General features: G+C 69.5%; 13 protein-coding genes and 1 pseudogene. 3 read left to right on the plus strand and 11 right to left on the minus strand.

The window, feature by feature from the left end:
- Nucleotides 1-2 precede the first annotated feature (2 nt).
- The 10 genes and pseudogenes from panD to ftsH form a co-directional block, all read right to left on the minus strand.
- Nucleotides 3-410, minus strand: coding sequence for an aspartate 1-decarboxylase (gene panD / locus AU185_RS24050; protein ID WP_059101682.1), 408 nt, complete (start codon nucleotides 408-410; stop codon nucleotides 3-5).
- On the minus strand, nucleotides 410-1,342 hold the full coding sequence (gene panC, locus AU185_RS24055) for a pantoate--beta-alanine ligase (RefSeq protein ID WP_059101683.1): 933 nt from the start codon (nucleotides 1,340-1,342) through the stop codon (nucleotides 410-412). The genes panD and panC overlap by 1 nt, the downstream gene beginning before the upstream one ends.
- Nucleotides 1,339-2,304, minus strand: coding sequence for a Rossmann-like and DUF2520 domain-containing protein (locus AU185_RS24060; RefSeq protein ID WP_059101684.1), 966 nt, complete (start codon nucleotides 2,302-2,304; stop codon nucleotides 1,339-1,341). The genes panC and AU185_RS24060 overlap by 4 nt, the downstream gene beginning before the upstream one ends.
- Nucleotides 2,305-2,393: 89 nt before the next feature.
- Nucleotides 2,394-3,713 carry a DUF6779 domain-containing protein gene (locus AU185_RS24065; RefSeq protein WP_059101685.1) on the minus strand — a complete coding sequence of 440 codons (1,320 nt, stop codon included), beginning with the start codon at nucleotides 3,711-3,713 and terminating at the stop codon, nucleotides 2,394-2,396.
- 78 nt (nucleotides 3,714-3,791) lie between these two features.
- On the minus strand, nucleotides 3,792-4,268 hold the full coding sequence (locus AU185_RS24070; protein WP_059101686.1) for a DUF3180 domain-containing protein: 477 nt from the start codon (nucleotides 4,266-4,268) through the stop codon (nucleotides 3,792-3,794).
- On the minus strand, nucleotides 4,268-4,780 hold the full coding sequence (folK, locus tag AU185_RS24075; RefSeq protein WP_059101687.1) for a 2-amino-4-hydroxy-6-hydroxymethyldihydropteridine diphosphokinase: 513 nt from the start codon (nucleotides 4,778-4,780) through the stop codon (nucleotides 4,268-4,270). The genes AU185_RS24070 and folK overlap by 1 nt, the downstream gene beginning before the upstream one ends.
- Nucleotides 4,777-5,139, minus strand: a complete 363-nt coding sequence (gene folB, locus AU185_RS24080) for a dihydroneopterin aldolase (RefSeq protein WP_502687794.1) — start codon at nucleotides 5,137-5,139, stop codon at nucleotides 4,777-4,779. The genes folK and folB overlap by 4 nt, the downstream gene beginning before the upstream one ends.
- Nucleotides 5,131-5,971 (minus strand): annotated as a pseudogene (gene folP, locus AU185_RS24085) (dihydropteroate synthase); the annotation flags it as partial. The gene folB and the pseudogene folP, both read right to left, overlap by 9 nt.
- Complete coding sequence (gene folE / locus AU185_RS24090; RefSeq protein ID WP_059101690.1) at nucleotides 5,968-6,576, minus strand: GTP cyclohydrolase I FolE; 609 nt, start codon at nucleotides 6,574-6,576, stop codon at nucleotides 5,968-5,970. The gene folE and the pseudogene folP, both read right to left, overlap by 4 nt.
- A gap of 28 nt (nucleotides 6,577-6,604) precedes the next feature.
- Complete coding sequence (ftsH, locus tag AU185_RS24095; RefSeq protein ID WP_059101691.1) at nucleotides 6,605-8,923, minus strand: ATP-dependent zinc metalloprotease FtsH; 2,319 nt, start codon at nucleotides 8,921-8,923, stop codon at nucleotides 6,605-6,607.
- 188 nt (nucleotides 8,924-9,111) lie between these two features.
- Between ftsH and AU185_RS24100 the strand changes: the two genes are divergently transcribed.
- Genes AU185_RS24100 through AU185_RS24110 form a run of 3 tightly spaced genes read left to right on the plus strand, consistent with a single transcriptional unit; the run spans nucleotide 9,112 to nucleotide 11,860 of the window.
- Complete coding sequence (locus AU185_RS24100) at nucleotides 9,112-10,077, plus strand: alpha/beta fold hydrolase (protein ID WP_172800355.1); 966 nt, start codon at nucleotides 9,112-9,114, stop codon at nucleotides 10,075-10,077.
- Nucleotides 10,078-11,097, plus strand: a complete 1,020-nt coding sequence (locus tag AU185_RS24105) for a zinc-binding dehydrogenase (RefSeq protein ID WP_059101693.1) — start codon at nucleotides 10,078-10,080, stop codon at nucleotides 11,095-11,097.
- A 16-nt stretch (nucleotides 11,098-11,113) separates the two neighbouring features.
- Nucleotides 11,114-11,860: an SIMPL domain-containing protein gene (locus AU185_RS24110; RefSeq protein ID WP_059101694.1), complete on the plus strand. Its 747-nt coding sequence runs from the start codon at nucleotides 11,114-11,116 to the stop codon at nucleotides 11,858-11,860.
- On the opposite strand, the gene AU185_RS24115 is transcribed toward AU185_RS24110, so the two are convergent.
- On the minus strand, nucleotides 11,857-14,076 hold the full coding sequence (locus AU185_RS24115) for a molybdopterin-dependent oxidoreductase (RefSeq protein ID WP_059101695.1): 2,220 nt from the start codon (nucleotides 14,074-14,076) through the stop codon (nucleotides 11,857-11,859). The two genes, AU185_RS24110 and AU185_RS24115, sit on opposite strands and share 4 nt — an antisense overlap.
- Nucleotides 14,077-14,078 lie beyond the last annotated feature (2 nt).

Below are 14,078 nucleotides of genomic sequence, written 5' to 3' on the forward strand. Positions count from 1 at the left end.
GACTACCGTGGCGACATCAGTTCGGCCGCGTCGGCCGGTACGAACGCAGGGTCGTGTCCCAGGTCGATCTGCTTGTTGTCGGCGTCGACGAACACGATCCGAGGTTGGTAAGCACGGGCCTCCGCGTCCTCCATGGTGCCGTAGGCGATCAGGATCACCAGGTCGCCGGGATGCACGAGATGCGCTGCCGCGCCGTTGATCCCGATCACCCCGCTGCCGCGTTCGCCGGTGATCGCGTACGTCACCAGCCGCGCACCGTTGTCGATGTCGACGATGGTCACCTGCTCACCTTCGAGCAGGTCGGCGGCGTCCATCAGGTCCGCGTCGATGGTCACCGATCCGACGTAGTGCAGGTCGGCTTGCGTGACCGTGGCACGGTGGATCTTCGATTTGAGCATTGTTCGTAACATCAATTCCTCCAAGGGAGTTCGTGTTCGTCAAAGGCGACATCCGGGCCCGATCCCGACGGGACGCCGATGTCGATGGCGATGTTGTCCAGCAGCCTGGTGCGGCCGAGCCGACCGGCCACCAGCATGCGGGCCGCCCCCACGACGGGCGCGGGGCCCAGCATCGGGTCTCGCACCTGCAGGTAGTCGACCTCGATGGTGGGCACCTCATCGAGTACCGCGCGTGCCGCGTCCAACGCGGCCGCGGCACCTTCGCCCGCCGCGTACATCCCCGCCAACAGCGCCGCGGACAGCGCGCCGGCGTGTTCCCGCTCCTCCTCGTTGAGATAGCGATTGCGCGACGACATCGCCAGGCCGTCGGCCTCCCGCACGATCGGCACGCCGACGATCTGCGTGTCGACGTCGAGGTCGACGACCATCTGCCTGATCAGCGCCAACTGCTGGTAGTCCTTCTCCCCGAAGTAGGCGCGGTCGGGATGGACGATGTTGAGGAGTTTGAGCACGACTGTCAGCACTCCCGCGAAATGCTCGGGCCGAGAGGACCCTTCGAGGTCCGATCCGAGCGGGCCGGGATGGACGGCGGTGCGGGTGCCGTTCGGGTACATGTCTGCGACGGTCGGTGTGAACGCGATCTCGACACCCTCGTCGCGCAGCGCGGCCAGGTCGTCGTCGAGGCTTCGCGGATACGCGTCGAGGTCTTCGCCCTCGCCGAACTGCAGCGGGTTGACGAAGATCGACACCACCACGACGGCGCCCTGAACCCGCTTGGCGGCGCGGATCAGCGTGAGATGACCCTCGTGCAGGGCGCCCATCGTCGGCACCAGCACCACCCGGCGACCGGTGTTGCGCAACGCCCTCGTGACGGCCGAGACGTCGCGCGGGTTCGAATAGACGTTCAATTCGCCCGCGGTGAACTGAGGTTTGCTTCCGATCATCGGCCCGTCCCCAGCTGACGCGTGGACGCGCCCCGGCCGACGCTGGGTTCCGCTGCGAGCACAGCGAATACCTCGTCGGGGGCGTGCGCACGCTGGGCGGTGCGCAGAGAATTCGCCCGATAAGCCTGCGCCATTTCGGGATCCACCTCTGTCAACGCCTCCAGATGTGTCGCGACCGCGGCCGCGTCGCCGCGCGCCACGGGTCCGGTCAGCGCCGCCTGCCCGCGGTGCAGCGCGTTCTCCAGAGAGGCGCGCGCCAGCGGACCGATCACCCGCTCCGCGATGCCACCCGGCGCGTCGCCGACCAGTTCCTGACCCAACAGTTCCTGACCCCGCAGCGCGGACCGCAGCGCTTCGACCGCGTCGAGCAGCACGGTGACCACGTGGTTGCCGCCGTGCGCGAGGGCGGCGTGATACAGCGCGCGCGCGTCCTCACGGACCCGGAACGGCTCGCCGCCGATCTCGAGCACCAGCGACTGGGCGATCGCATAGGCGACTTCGTCGGCGGCGGTCACGCCGAAGCAGGTGTCGGGCAGCCGTTCGATGTCCTCGTCGGTCCCGGTGAACGTCATCGCCGGGTGGATCGCCAGCGGGATGCAACCCTGCTCGGCCAGCGGTGCCAGCACGCCTATGCCGTTGGCGCCGGAGGTGTGCGCGACGATCGTGCCCGCCCGTACCGACCCGGTCGCGGCCAAACCGGACACCAGGTCCGCGAGCACGGCGTCGGGCACCGCAATCAGCAGGAGTTCGGCGCGCCTTGCGACCTCGTCGACCGGGAGCACCGCCGTATCGGGCAACCTGCGATGCGCGCGGTCGCGTGACGCGCGCGAGATCGCGCTGCACGCCACCACGACATGCTCGGCGCGCTCGAGGGCTACGCCCAGCGCCGAACCGACGCGACCTGCGGAAATGATGCCGACAGTGAGCCGCGCCGGACGGAATCCGCCAGGTGGGGTCCCCATGAGAACCACGAAGCCGACCTCGCTGAGAGTTGATGTGTGTTCGTTCCGGTCCTGCGGTGCGGGTACCGGACGGTCGATACGAGGTTAGCTCACTCCTCGCGGCGGCGCCGACGCCCACCCGGCGTCGGGCTCGCTTGCAGCCGGGCCAGCAGTTCGGCGACTGACTGACCGGCGGTGTCGGTGTCGTCAGCGCCGCGGTGTCGCGACCGTTCGGCGGCCCGCGCCGACGGGGGCTCGGAAGCCTGCTGCGCCGGTTCGGCGGCCAGCGTGGGGGCGGCTGGGCGGCCGGGATCTCCGGCGTCCGGCGGGGCGGAATGCCTGCCGCGCCGCGGTCCTGGCGTCGGCGTCGACATGGCGGGCTGCACGCCCGTCCCCTCGGCCGCGTCCTGCGCGGGTTCGGGGGCGCGCCGCCTGCCGACGTATTCGTCCGCCTCTCCGTTGATGCTCGACGACACCCAGTTGCTGCCCGGGCTTCCCGGCGGAAGCCACAGGCCGTCGGCGGGCGCGGGCTGCCACTCGGCCGCCGCCGCCGGCTGCGGTTCCGGTGTCGGCGCCGGCTCCGGTGCAGGTGTAGGGGTCGGTGCCGGTGGCGGAGGAGGGGGCGCGGACGCAGCCGGCGCGACGGGTTCCGGTCGCGGCGGCGGTTGCGGGACGGGCTCGGGCTGCGGCGGCGGCTGCGGCGGCTGTGGCGTCGGAGCAACCCACGGGAAGGATTCCTCCGCCGGGCGGCGGACCCGCTCGTCGTCGAATGATCTGCGGTGCGCCCCAGCGGTTTCCGACGACGACGCCCAACCGAAGTCGTGTTGCGGTTCGGCGGGCACGTCGATGATCGGGCTTTCCTCGGTGCGCTCGTCGACGTGCGGCCGGTACGGCTCGAACGGGCCGGCCGTCACCCGCCCGGTGGTTTCCGAGTCGCGTGCCCAGTCGCTGTAGGCGCGGACGGTGGTGCGTTCGGTCTCGATCGCGGGACGGTGGGACAGATCGGCGTCGAACAGGATCTCCAGGTTGGCCCGCAGCGCGGCCAGCTCCGCCCGCAGCCCCGCCACCTCGTCGGCGGCCTGGGCGCGCACTTCGGAGGCGAGTTCGCGGCGCAGTTGCGACTCCAGCGACAGCTCGTATTCGCGGCGCGCCGAGATCTCACGGTCCAACTGCAGGTCGTAGACCAGCTTGAGGTCGCGCACCTTGGCCTGGTCGATATCGCTCTGCCGTCGGTAGATGACCGATACGAACGCCGCGACAACCGCAGCCCACAGCGCGAGTATGACGGCCAGCTTGAGCAGCTCCGCCCGGTTGGTGAACACCAAGGCGGAACTCGCCGCGATCGCCAGCACCAGCAACGCGGTCAACAGCATCCAACCCGGCCTGCGGCCGCCGCGCCGAGACCGGGCGCTGCGGGTCGGATCGGTCATGGGGGCGACTGTACCCGCCACAGGTCACTCCGCGTGTCGACCTTCGCGGCGATTCGACCGCGCGCCCGCGGAAGTCGGCTATTCCGTTGCCCCGTCGGGCTTCTCCGGCGGCTCCCCGGGAGACTTGCAGCAATGCTGCAACCACAGCGCAGCAACGACCAGCGCCAGCGCGCACCCCGCCGCCACTGCGGTGCCCGCGGTGTCGTCGGCCGCAACGCGCAAAGTCGAGCGGCGCGGAAGCAGGTAGATGAGCACGGCCGACCACCACCCCAGCACCAGCGCCCCGACCCAAGCCGAGGCCTTGGCGATCACCACCGACCTCGCCACCGCGAGGGGGTCCAACCGGCCGGACCCGACGCCGATCTCGCCGTCGCGGACCTTGGCGCGGACATGGAACGCCCAGCCCGCTTCGGCGATCGCGACCACCAGCAGCGATATGCCGGTCCACAGCGTGATCGGCGGAAACCACCGGTACAACGCGAGTACGAGCAAATAGCCCACAACGGCGGTGCACACCGCCGCCACGACGAGGTCCCGCCAGCGGGTCGGCCCCATCAGCTCAGCACCAGGTCGGTACGGCGAACGCCGTCGCGTTCGGTCGCGTCGAGCGCCGCGAGCAGCTCGTCCACCCGGTGCGCCCGCCCCGCCACGGTCAACACGGCGTCCGGTTCGATCGCGAGCCAGGGCACGAGCACGAAGGCACGCTGATGGGCCCGCGGGTGCGGCAGCGTCAGCTCCGCATCGCATGAGACCAGCTCGGCGCCGTCGGCGTGGCAGGTGACGATGTCGACGTCGAGGGTGCGCGGCCCCCAACGTTGCGTGCGCACCCGGTCGGCGGACCGCTCGAGCTCGTGCGCGCGCTGTAACCATCCGCGGCCGTCGAGTCCGGGGGCGTCAGCGATCACCACCGCGTTGAGGAACGGGTCCTGGTCGACACCACCCCACGGGGCGGTCTCGTACACCGGCGACGCTGCGCGCACCGCGTCGCCGAGCCCGTCCACGACCGAGCGCAACATGGCCAGCCGGTCGCCGAGGTTCGACCCGATCGAGAGAACTGCGCGGGTCAACGGACACCGCCCTGGCCGCGGCGTGATCGACGGGCCACCACCGCGACGTCGGCGAACGTCAGCGGGATCGGCGCCGCCGGCTTGTGCAGGACGACCTCGACGGCGTGCACGCGGTCGTCGGTCATGACGCCGTCGGCGATCTCGCCGGCCACCGCCTCGATCAGGTCGCGCGGCGGGCCGCCCACGATGTCGGCCGCCCGTTGCGCCAGCGCGCCGTAGTCCAGGGTGTCGGCCAGGTCGTCGCTGGCCGCTGCAGCGGCGAGATCCAGCCAGACCGTGATGTCGACGACGAACTCCTGGCCGTCGCGGCGCTCGTGCGCGTAGACGCCGTGGTGGCCGCGAACCCGTAAGCCGCGCAACTCGATTCGGTCAGCCATGCAGCCACGCCTCCAGCACCTTGATGGCATCCACCGAGGCGCGCACGTCGTGTACTCGCACGCCCCAGGCGCCGTGCAGACCGGCGAGCGCCGAAATCACCGCGGTCGCGGTCTCGCGGCCGTCCGGCGACCGCGGTCGGCCATCGGGATCCGCCAGCAGCGTGCCGAGAAAGCGTTTGCGCGACGCGCCGACCAGCACCGGGATGCCGGTCGCGACGAACTCGGGCAGCGCGCGCAGCAGCGCCCAGTTGTGTTCGCCGGTCTTGGCGAAGCCCAGACCCGGATCGATGACGATCCTGGCCGGGTCGACGCCCGCGGCCACCGCGGCGTCCACGCTGGCGAGCAGTTCGGTGCGAACCTCTTCGACCACGTCCCGGTAGACGGGAACCTCGTGAGGCCGGTCCGCGCCGACCGAGCGCCAATGCATCAGCACCCAGGGCACTTTCGCGTCGGCGAGCAATGCAGCCATGTTCGGGTCGGCGCGGCCGCCGGACACGTCGTTGACGATCTGCGCGCCGTTCTCCAGCGCCGCCCGCGCGACGTCGGCGTGCATGGTGTCGATGCTGACGGTGACGCCTTGTGCGGCGAGTTCGCTGATGACCGGTGTCACCCGCGACTTCTCGACATCGGGCTCGATGCGGACGGCGCCGGGACGGGTGGACTCACCGCCGACATCGACGATCGCCGCGCCCTGGGCGACCAACTCGAGGCCGTGCTCGACGGCGCGGTCACGGTCGAGGAACAAGCCTCCGTCGGAGAAGGAGTCGTCGGTGACGTTCACGACCCCCATGACGCGCACCTTGGTCTGGTTCATCTGCGCAGGATCAGGTCCAGCGCCTCGGCCCTCGATGCCGCATCGACCTTGAACTGGCCACGCACCGCCGACGTGGTCGTCACCGCGCCCGGCTTGCGTACGCCGCGTATGGACATGCACAGGTGCTCGGCCTCCACCACGACGATCACCCCGCGCGGATCCAGTTTGCGCATCATCGCGTCGGCGATCTGCCCGGTGAGCCGTTCCTGCACCTGCGGTCGTTTGGCGTAGAGATCGACGAGCCGGGCGATCTTGGACAACCCGGTGACGCGGCCGTCGTCACCCGGGATGTAGCCCACGTGCGCGACGCCGTGGAATGACACCAGATGATGTTCGCAAGTCGAGTACATCGGGATCTGCTTGACGAGCACCAGTTCGTCGTGCTGCTCGTCAAAGGTGGTGTCCAGCACCGAGTCCGGGTCGATGTAGAGCCCGGCGAACAGCTCCTTGTACGCCCGCGCCACCCGCGTCGGCGTCGACTCCAGCCCATGCCGGTCGGGGTCCTCTCCGACGGCGAGCAGAAGCTCGCGCACCGCAGCCTCCGCACGCGGCTGATCGAACTTCGCGGGGCTGAAGGTGACAGAGTTGTGCTGCGACTGCGCCAATGGAGCCTCCTGTGAGCCTGCCTGCTTGTCAGCCGTTTCGCCGGCTGTTGTCCTGACCCTGATCCTCGTTGGGCTGGGGCGCGTTCGGTTGGGCGCCGGGCGGGCCGGGCTGCGGATAGGGCTGATACTGCGGATAGGGCGGCGCGCCGGCGGCATTGGGGTGGTGCCAACCCGCCTGCGGCGGCGGATACCAGTAACCGTGGGGCTGCTGGACCGGCGGCTGTTGCGGCTGTTGCTGCTGCGGGGGCCAACCCGGGGCGTGCCAGCCGGCGGGAGCGCCGTAGTCCGGCTGCGTCGGCGCATTACCGGAGGATCCGTTGCCGCTGCCGTTGGTTCCGTTCTGGCCGCCCTCGGCGAGCTTGGTGGCTTCGGCGGCCTTGGTGGCCGCGGCGATCGCGGCCTTGAACGCCGGCTCGGGCACCGGTTTCGGCCATTCCTCACCGCGCTCGATGGCGAGCTCGCCGGGCGTCTTGATCGGCGGTTTGTCGGACGGCACGCGGCCACCGAAGTCGTCGAACATGGTCAACCGCGGACGCTTCTTCACGTCGCCGAAGATCGCTTCGAGCTCGCGCCGGTGCAGCGTCTCCTTCTCCAGCAGTTCGCCGGCGAGGGTGTCGAGCACGTCGCGATACTCGGTGAGAATCTCCCACGCCTCGGTGTGCGCGGCCTCGATGAGCTTGCGGATCTCGTCGTCGATGATCTGCGCGACCTCGTGGCTGTAGTCGGGTTGGGTGCCCATAGTGCGGCCCAGGAACGGGTCGCCGTGCTCGGTGCCGTACCGCACCGCGCCGAGCTTGGAGCTCATGCCGTACTCGGTGACCATCGCGCGGGCGATCTTGGTGGCTTGCTCGATGTCGGAAACCGCGCCGGTGGTCGGCTCACGGAACACCAGTTCCTCGGCCGCTCGTCCGCCCATCGCGAACACCAGCCGGGCGATCATCTCGGAGCGGGTCATCAGACCCTTGTCGTCCTCGGGCACCGCCATGGCGTGTCCGCCGGTGCGGCCGCGGGCGAGGATCGTCACCTTGTAGATCGGGTCGATGTCGGGCATCGCCCACGCCGCCAGGGTGTGACCACCCTCGTGGTAGGCGGTGATCTTCTTCTCGTGCTCGCTGATGATGCGGCTCTTGCGGCGCGGCCCGCCGACGACGCGGTCGACGGCCTCTTCGAGCGCGGGACCGGTGATGACGGTGCCGTTCTCGCGGGCGGTCAGCAGCGCAGCCTCGTTGATGACGTTGGCCAGGTCGGCGCCCGACATGCCGACCGTGCGCTTGGCCAGCCCGTCGAGGTCGGCGTCGTCGGCGATCGGTTTGCCCTGCGAGTGCACCCGCAGCACCGCCCGGCGGCCGGCCAGATCGGGGTTGGAGACCGGGATCTGGCGGTCGAAGCGGCCGGGGCGCAACAGCGCCGGGTCGAGGATGTCGGGCCGGTTGGTGGCGGCGATCAGGATGACGCCTTGGCGGTCGCCGAAACCGTCCATCTCGACGAGCAGCTGGTTGAGCGTCTGCTCGCGTTCGTCGTGGCCGCCGCCCAGGCCGGCGCCGCGCTGGCGACCGACCGCGTCGATCTCGTCGACGAAGATGATGCACGGGCTGTTCTGCTTGGCCTGCTCGAACAAGTCCCGCACCCGCGAGGCACCGACGCCGACGAACATCTCGACGAAGTCGGAGCCGGAGATCGTGAAGAACGGCACGCCGGCCTCGCCCGCGACGGCCCGCGCCAGCAGCGTCTTACCGGTGCCGGGCGGACCGAACAGCAGCACGCCCTTCGGGATCTTGGCGCCCAGCGCCTGATACCGCGACGGATTCTGCAGGAAGTCCTTGATCTCGTAGAGCTCTTCGACGGCCTCGTCGACACCGGCCACGTCGGCGAACGTGGTCTTGGGCATGTCCTTGGTCAACTGCTTGGCCCGCGACTTGCCGAAACCGAAGCCCATCCGGCCGCCGGTCTGCATCCGGGAGAACATCACAAACAACGCGACCAGCAACAACAGCGGCAGCAGGTAGATCAGCAGCGAACCGAGCATGCTGCCCTGGTTGACCACGGTGTTGGTCTTGACGTTCTTGTCCTGCAGCGCCTCGAACAGCGTCGCGCCGTAGCCGGTCGGGTACTTGGTGATGACCTTGTCGCTGCCTTCGACCTCGTTCTTCAGCTCGAGCCGGAGCTGTTGTTCGCGGTCGTCGATCTGGGCCGACTCGACGTTGTCGCCATTGATCTGGGCGACCGCCACCGACGTGTCGATGGGCTTGTAGCCGCGGGTGTCGTCGCTGAAGTAGTAGAAGGACCAACCCAGCAACAGCACGACCGCGATCACGGTCAGCGTGCGGATGACATTTTTCCGGTTCATCAACTATCCGTCGTCGTTCGGCCGCAAGGGCCGCTAGTTCTGTCCAATGTGCGCAGCTGGAATAGTTCAGGCTACCGCTAGACCAACGATCCGAGGTTCCCGACGGTTCTCCGCCGAGCGAACGCTTGTTCGCGAGTTCACCCGCGTTTTGTGTTCACAACCGTACTTTCGGCGTCGAAGATATGAGCGTGCTCACACCGGCCGAGCGGTTTGTCGATACCAATGGCGTCCGGCTGCGGGTGCTCGAAGCGGGTGAGCCGGGCGCGCCGCTGGTGGTCCTGGCCCACGGCTTCCCCGAACTTGCCTACTCCTGGCGCCATCAACTGCCGGCGCTCGCCGAGGCCGGTTATCACGTGCTGGCGCCCGATCAGCGCGGCTACGGGGCGTCGTCGCGGCCCGGCGCCATCGACGCCTACAACGTCGTCGAGCTGTGCGCCGACGTGGTCGGCCTGCTCGACGACGCCGGCGCGGAGCGGGCCGTCATCGTCGGCCACGACTTCGGCGGCGTCGTGGCGTGGGCGGCACCGCTGCTGCACCCGGACCGGTTCGCCGGCGCGGTCGGCATCTGCGCACCGCCGGTGCCGCGCTCGCGGGTGCCCACCACGCAGGCGTTCCGCCGCATTTTCGGCGAAAAGTTCTTCTACATCCTCTACTACCAGGAGCCCGGCCCGGCCGACGCGGAGTTGAACCGCGACCCCGCCATGACCATGCGCAAGTTGTTCGGCTCGGCCACCGCGGCCAAGGACGGGCTCGTCGACCAGCGGATGCTCGAGCCGGGTCCGCACGGCTTTCTCGCGCGCATTCCGGAACCCGGCGACCTACCCGACTGGATCAGCCAGGACGAATTCGACTACTACGTCGAGGAGTTCACCCGCACCGGGTTCACCGCACCGTTGAACTGGTACCGCTGTTTCGATCTCAACTGGGAACTGACCGCGGCCACCCCCGCCGCCACGATCGCGGTTCCCTCGCTGTTTCTCGGCGGCGCCGACGATCCGACCCTGGCCTACACGCCGCGACACCGCGCCCGCGAAATCGTCACCGGCGACTACCGCGAAGTGATGATCGACGGCGCCGGGCACTGGCTGCCGCAAGAACGGCCCGCCGCGGTCAACGCGGTGCTGCTCGATTTCCTCGCCGGATTGGAGTGGTGAATGCGCGCTGCCGTACTGCGCGGCGGACGGATGGTGGTCCGCGACGACGTGCCCGAACCGGTTCCCCTGGAGGGTCAGGTCCTCGTCGCGGTCAAAGCCTGCGGGATCTGTGGCTCGGATCTGCACTTCGCGAAGCACGGCGACCAGATGGTTCGGCTCACCCGCGAGATCACGGGAATGCCAGTGCAAGGCGGTCTGCCCGTCGACGTCGACGACGACGTGTACATGGGCCACGAGTTCAGCGCCGAGATCCTCGAGGCCGGCCCGCGCACCGACGCGCCGGCACCTGGAACGGTCGTGACATCGCTGCCGGTGTTGCTGTCGCCGAACGGTTTCGAGCCGATCCTGTCGAGCAACACGGTGCTCGGCGGGTACGCCGAGCGGATGCTGCTGTCGGCGCCGCTGCTGCTGCGCGTGCCCGACGGTGTCGACCCGCGGCACGGCGCCCTCACCGAACCGATGGCCGTCGGGCTGCACGCGGTCAACAAGTCCGCCATCGCACCCGATGAGGCCGCCCTCGTCATCGGCTGCGGCCCGATCGGCATCGCGATCATCGCCGCGTTACGGCTCAAAGGCGTCGAACACATTGCGGCCGCCGACTTTTCGGCGACACGCCGGGAACTCGCCGCGACGATGGGCGCGCACGTGACGCTGGACCCGGCGGACGGGTCACCGTTCGACACCGCGAAGCCCGCGGTGATCTTCGAGGCTGTCGGCGTGCCCGGCATCATCAACGACGTGATGCGACGCGCACCGCTGGGCAGCCGCTTGGTGGTGGCCGGTGTCTGCATGCAGCCCGACACCGTGCTGCCGCTGTTCGGCATCGCGAAGGAGATCAACGTGCAGTTCGTCAACGCCTACGACCACAACGAATTCGCGGAAGCGTTGCGCGCCATCGCCGACGGCCACATCGATGTCTCGCCGCTGATCACCGGCGAGGTCGGTCTCGACGGGGTGGGCGCCGCGTTCGAGGAGTTGGCCCATCCCGACACGCACTGCAAGATCATGGTGACGCCCTGACGGTAGGGTGCCGGTCATGCCAATCGCTGCGCGGGCGAAGACGCCCATCCGAGTCCTCGCCGTCGCCGCGGTGGGATTGATCGCCGTCCTTGCGGGCTGTGACGCGAAGTCCAGCCCGGTCCTCACCAACGACGACAGCGCGCCGCGTCAGGTCACGGTCGTCGGAACCGGCGAGGTGCTCGGCACGCCCGACACGCTGACGATCAACGCGGCGATGGAGGTCGTCGCCCCCGACGCTGCCGGCGCCTTGAACCAGACCAGCCAGCTGCAGCGTGGCGTCATCGACGCATTGGTCGACTCGGGCATCGACCGCAAGGACATCAACACCTCTCAGGTCAGTGTGCAGCCGCAGTACGCCGGCGGCGACTCCACCAACATCACCGGGTATCGGGCGTCGAACACCATCGACATCAAGATCCGCGAGCTGAACACGGCGTCGCAGGCGTTCGGGATCATCGCAAGCAGGGGCGGCAACGCGATGCGGATCAACGACGTCACCCTCGCAATCGAGGACGATTCGCAGCTCGTCCGCGAGGCGCGCGCCCGGGCGTTCAACGACGCCAAGAGCCGGGCCGAACAGTACGCGCTGTTGGCCGACCTGGATCTGGGCAAGGTCATCTCGATCTCGGAGGCGCCGTCGTCGACGCCTCCGACGCCGTATCCGGGTCCGCGCGGTCCGGCGGCGGAGATGGCCGCCGTGCCGGTCGAGCCCGGCCAGCAGGCCGTCGGCTTCAACGTGACGGTGGTCTACGAGCTCACCTAACCCGCGGGCGCGATGTCGACCGGTATGCCGTTGAGCACAGTCGTGCCCGACAGCGGATCCAGATGGTTGCCGTCGTTGAGCTGGTTGACATTCACCCCGGGCTCGTCCGCGGCGACGCGTTGTCCGGTGCCGCCGCGGTCGTGGCCCCATCCGTGCGGCAGCGACACCACGCCGCGGCGCATTTCGGGGGTGATCTCCACCGGGGCCAGGAGCTCGCCGCCGGGCCCCTTGACGACGGCCGTGTCGGTCAGGCCGAGATCGGCCGCGTCGTCGGGATTGATGCGCAGCGTGCACCGGTTCGACCCGCCCGACAACGCGTGCAGGTTGTGCATCCAGCTGTTGTTCGATCGCAGGTGCCGTCGCCCGATCAGTACGAACCCGTCGGCGCGCCGTCCCAGCGCATTCCGCAGCCGCGGGACATCAGCGGTCAACTGGTGCGGTGCGAGTTCGATTCGGCCACTTGGTGTCCGCAGCACCTCGGCGAGCCGCGGCCGCAGCGGGCCGAGGTCGATGCCGTGCGGCGCCGCCTTGAGCTTGGCGAGCGTGAGGCCGTCGGGTCTGGCGCCGAACGCGTCCCCGTAAGCACCGAGTCGCAGCATCATGTCGAGGCGCCGTTCGTAGCCCGGCGCGGGCGGCAGCATCGCCGTCAGTTCGTCGACGGACCGCCCGGCGACCGGCGAATGGGGGTCGCCGACCTCCTTGGCCAACGTCGTGGCGATCACCTGGTCGTCGACCAGCATCGGATCCGCATCGTGCCCGAGGCCGTACAGGATCAGGGCGATGCGCGACAGTATCTCGACTTCGTCCGGCCGGCCGGCCAGCGGAAGGGCAGGCGGTGAATAGCGGGCGTTGTTCCGCACCGCGGCGCTGTTGAGCGCGATGTCGAAATGTGCGCTGCGCGACGGCGGAGGCGGAGGCAGGATGACGTCGGCGTGCCGAGTGGTCTCGTTGAGATACGGGTCGACGCTGAGCATGAACTCGACGCTGTCGAGCGCCTTGGCGAGGCGGTCCCCGTCGGGCGCCGACAGCACCGGGTTGCCCGCGATCGTGATGACGGCCTTGATCTGGCCGTCGCCGGGGGTGTCGATCTCCTCGGCGAACGCCGCGGCCGGTAGCTCCGACAGCGCTTCGGGATAGCCGGATACCCGGCTGTGCCAGCGGCCGGTGAGGAAGCCGCGGCCCGGCTTCGGCGGGCGTGGCGCGGGCGCGATCGGCGAGAGCGGGAACATCGCACCGCCGGGGCGGTCCAGATTGCCGGTGAGAATGTTGACGACGTCGACCAGCCAACTGCCCAGCGTGCCGAATTCCACTGTGGACGTGCCGATTCGACCGTAGACGGCCGCCGACGGCGCGGCCGCGATCTCGCGGGCCAGGGTGCGGATGTCGTCGGCGGGCACTTCGCAGTAGGCGGCCACGGTGTCCGGGGAGAAGTCAGCGGTCAGCGCGCGGACCTCATCGATGCCGTCGACATGCCCGGCGAGTTCCTTCAGGTCGACGAGGTCTTCGTCGAACAGCACGTTGACGACACCGGCGAGCAGCGCCGCGTCGGTGCCCGGCCGGGGCGCGAGGTGGCGGTCGGCGAGTTCGGCGGTGCGGGTGCGGGCGGGGTCGATGACGACGAGGCGTCCGCCGCGCTTCCGCAGCGCGCGCAGCTTGCCAGGGAAGTCCGCAGCGGTCGCCAGACTGCCGTTGGAGACAAGGGGATTCGCGCCGATGACCACGAGGTAGTCGGTGCGGTCGAGGTCGGGCACGGTGAACGCGACCGGGCTGCCGAACATGTAGCCCAGCGCGACGTGCTTGGGCATCTGGTCGAGTGTGCTCGCCGAGTACACCTGCCGGGTGCCCAACGCTTTCACGACGAGCGGCGTGTACAGCCCGCCGGCGATGGTGTGGGCGTTCGGGTTGCCGAGGTACGCGCCGACCGCCGCGCCGCCGTGTTCGGCGATGACACCGCCGAGCCCCTCGGCAACCGCCGCGTACGCCTCCTCCCACGTCGCCTCGGTCAGCACGCCGTCCCGCCGGATCAGCGGGCGGGCCAACCGGTCGGGGTCGTTGTCGAGTTCGGCGAAGCTGGCGCCTTTCGGGCAGATGAAGCCCTTGCTGAACACGTCGTCTTTGTCGCCACGGGCACCCGTGATGCGACCGTCGTCGATGGTCAGGGTCAGGCCGCAGGTCGCCTCACAAATTGGGCAGATGCGAAGGGCTGTTTCGCTCATGG

Source organism: Mycobacterium sp. GA-0227b (assembly GCF_001499855.1).
GTDB lineage: Bacteria > Actinomycetota > Actinomycetes > Mycobacteriales > Mycobacteriaceae > Mycobacterium.

Coding starts and splice junctions, on each gene's coding strand:
- panD (WP_059101682.1), bottom strand. CDS start 410: ATGTTACGAACAATGCTCAAATCGAAGATCCACCGTGCCACGGTCACG.
- panC (WP_059101683.1), bottom strand. CDS start 1,342: ATGATCGGAAGCAAACCTCAGTTCACCGCGGGCGAATTGAACGTCTAT.
- AU185_RS24060 (WP_059101684.1), bottom strand. CDS start 2,304: ATGGGGACCCCACCTGGCGGATTCCGTCCGGCGCGGCTCACTGTCGGC.
- AU185_RS24065 (WP_059101685.1), bottom strand. CDS start 3,713: ATGACCGATCCGACCCGCAGCGCCCGGTCTCGGCGCGGCGGCCGCAGG.
- AU185_RS24070 (WP_059101686.1), bottom strand. CDS start 4,268: ATGGGGCCGACCCGCTGGCGGGACCTCGTCGTGGCGGCGGTGTGCACC.
- ftsH (WP_059101691.1), bottom strand. CDS start 8,923: ATGAACCGGAAAAATGTCATCCGCACGCTGACCGTGATCGCGGTCGTG.
- AU185_RS24105 (WP_059101693.1), top strand. CDS start 10,078: ATGCGCGCTGCCGTACTGCGCGGCGGACGGATGGTGGTCCGCGACGAC.
- AU185_RS24110 (WP_059101694.1), top strand. CDS start 11,114: ATGCCAATCGCTGCGCGGGCGAAGACGCCCATCCGAGTCCTCGCCGTC.
- AU185_RS24115 (WP_059101695.1), bottom strand. CDS start 14,076: ATGAGCGAAACAGCCCTTCGCATCTGCCCAATTTGTGAGGCGACCTGC.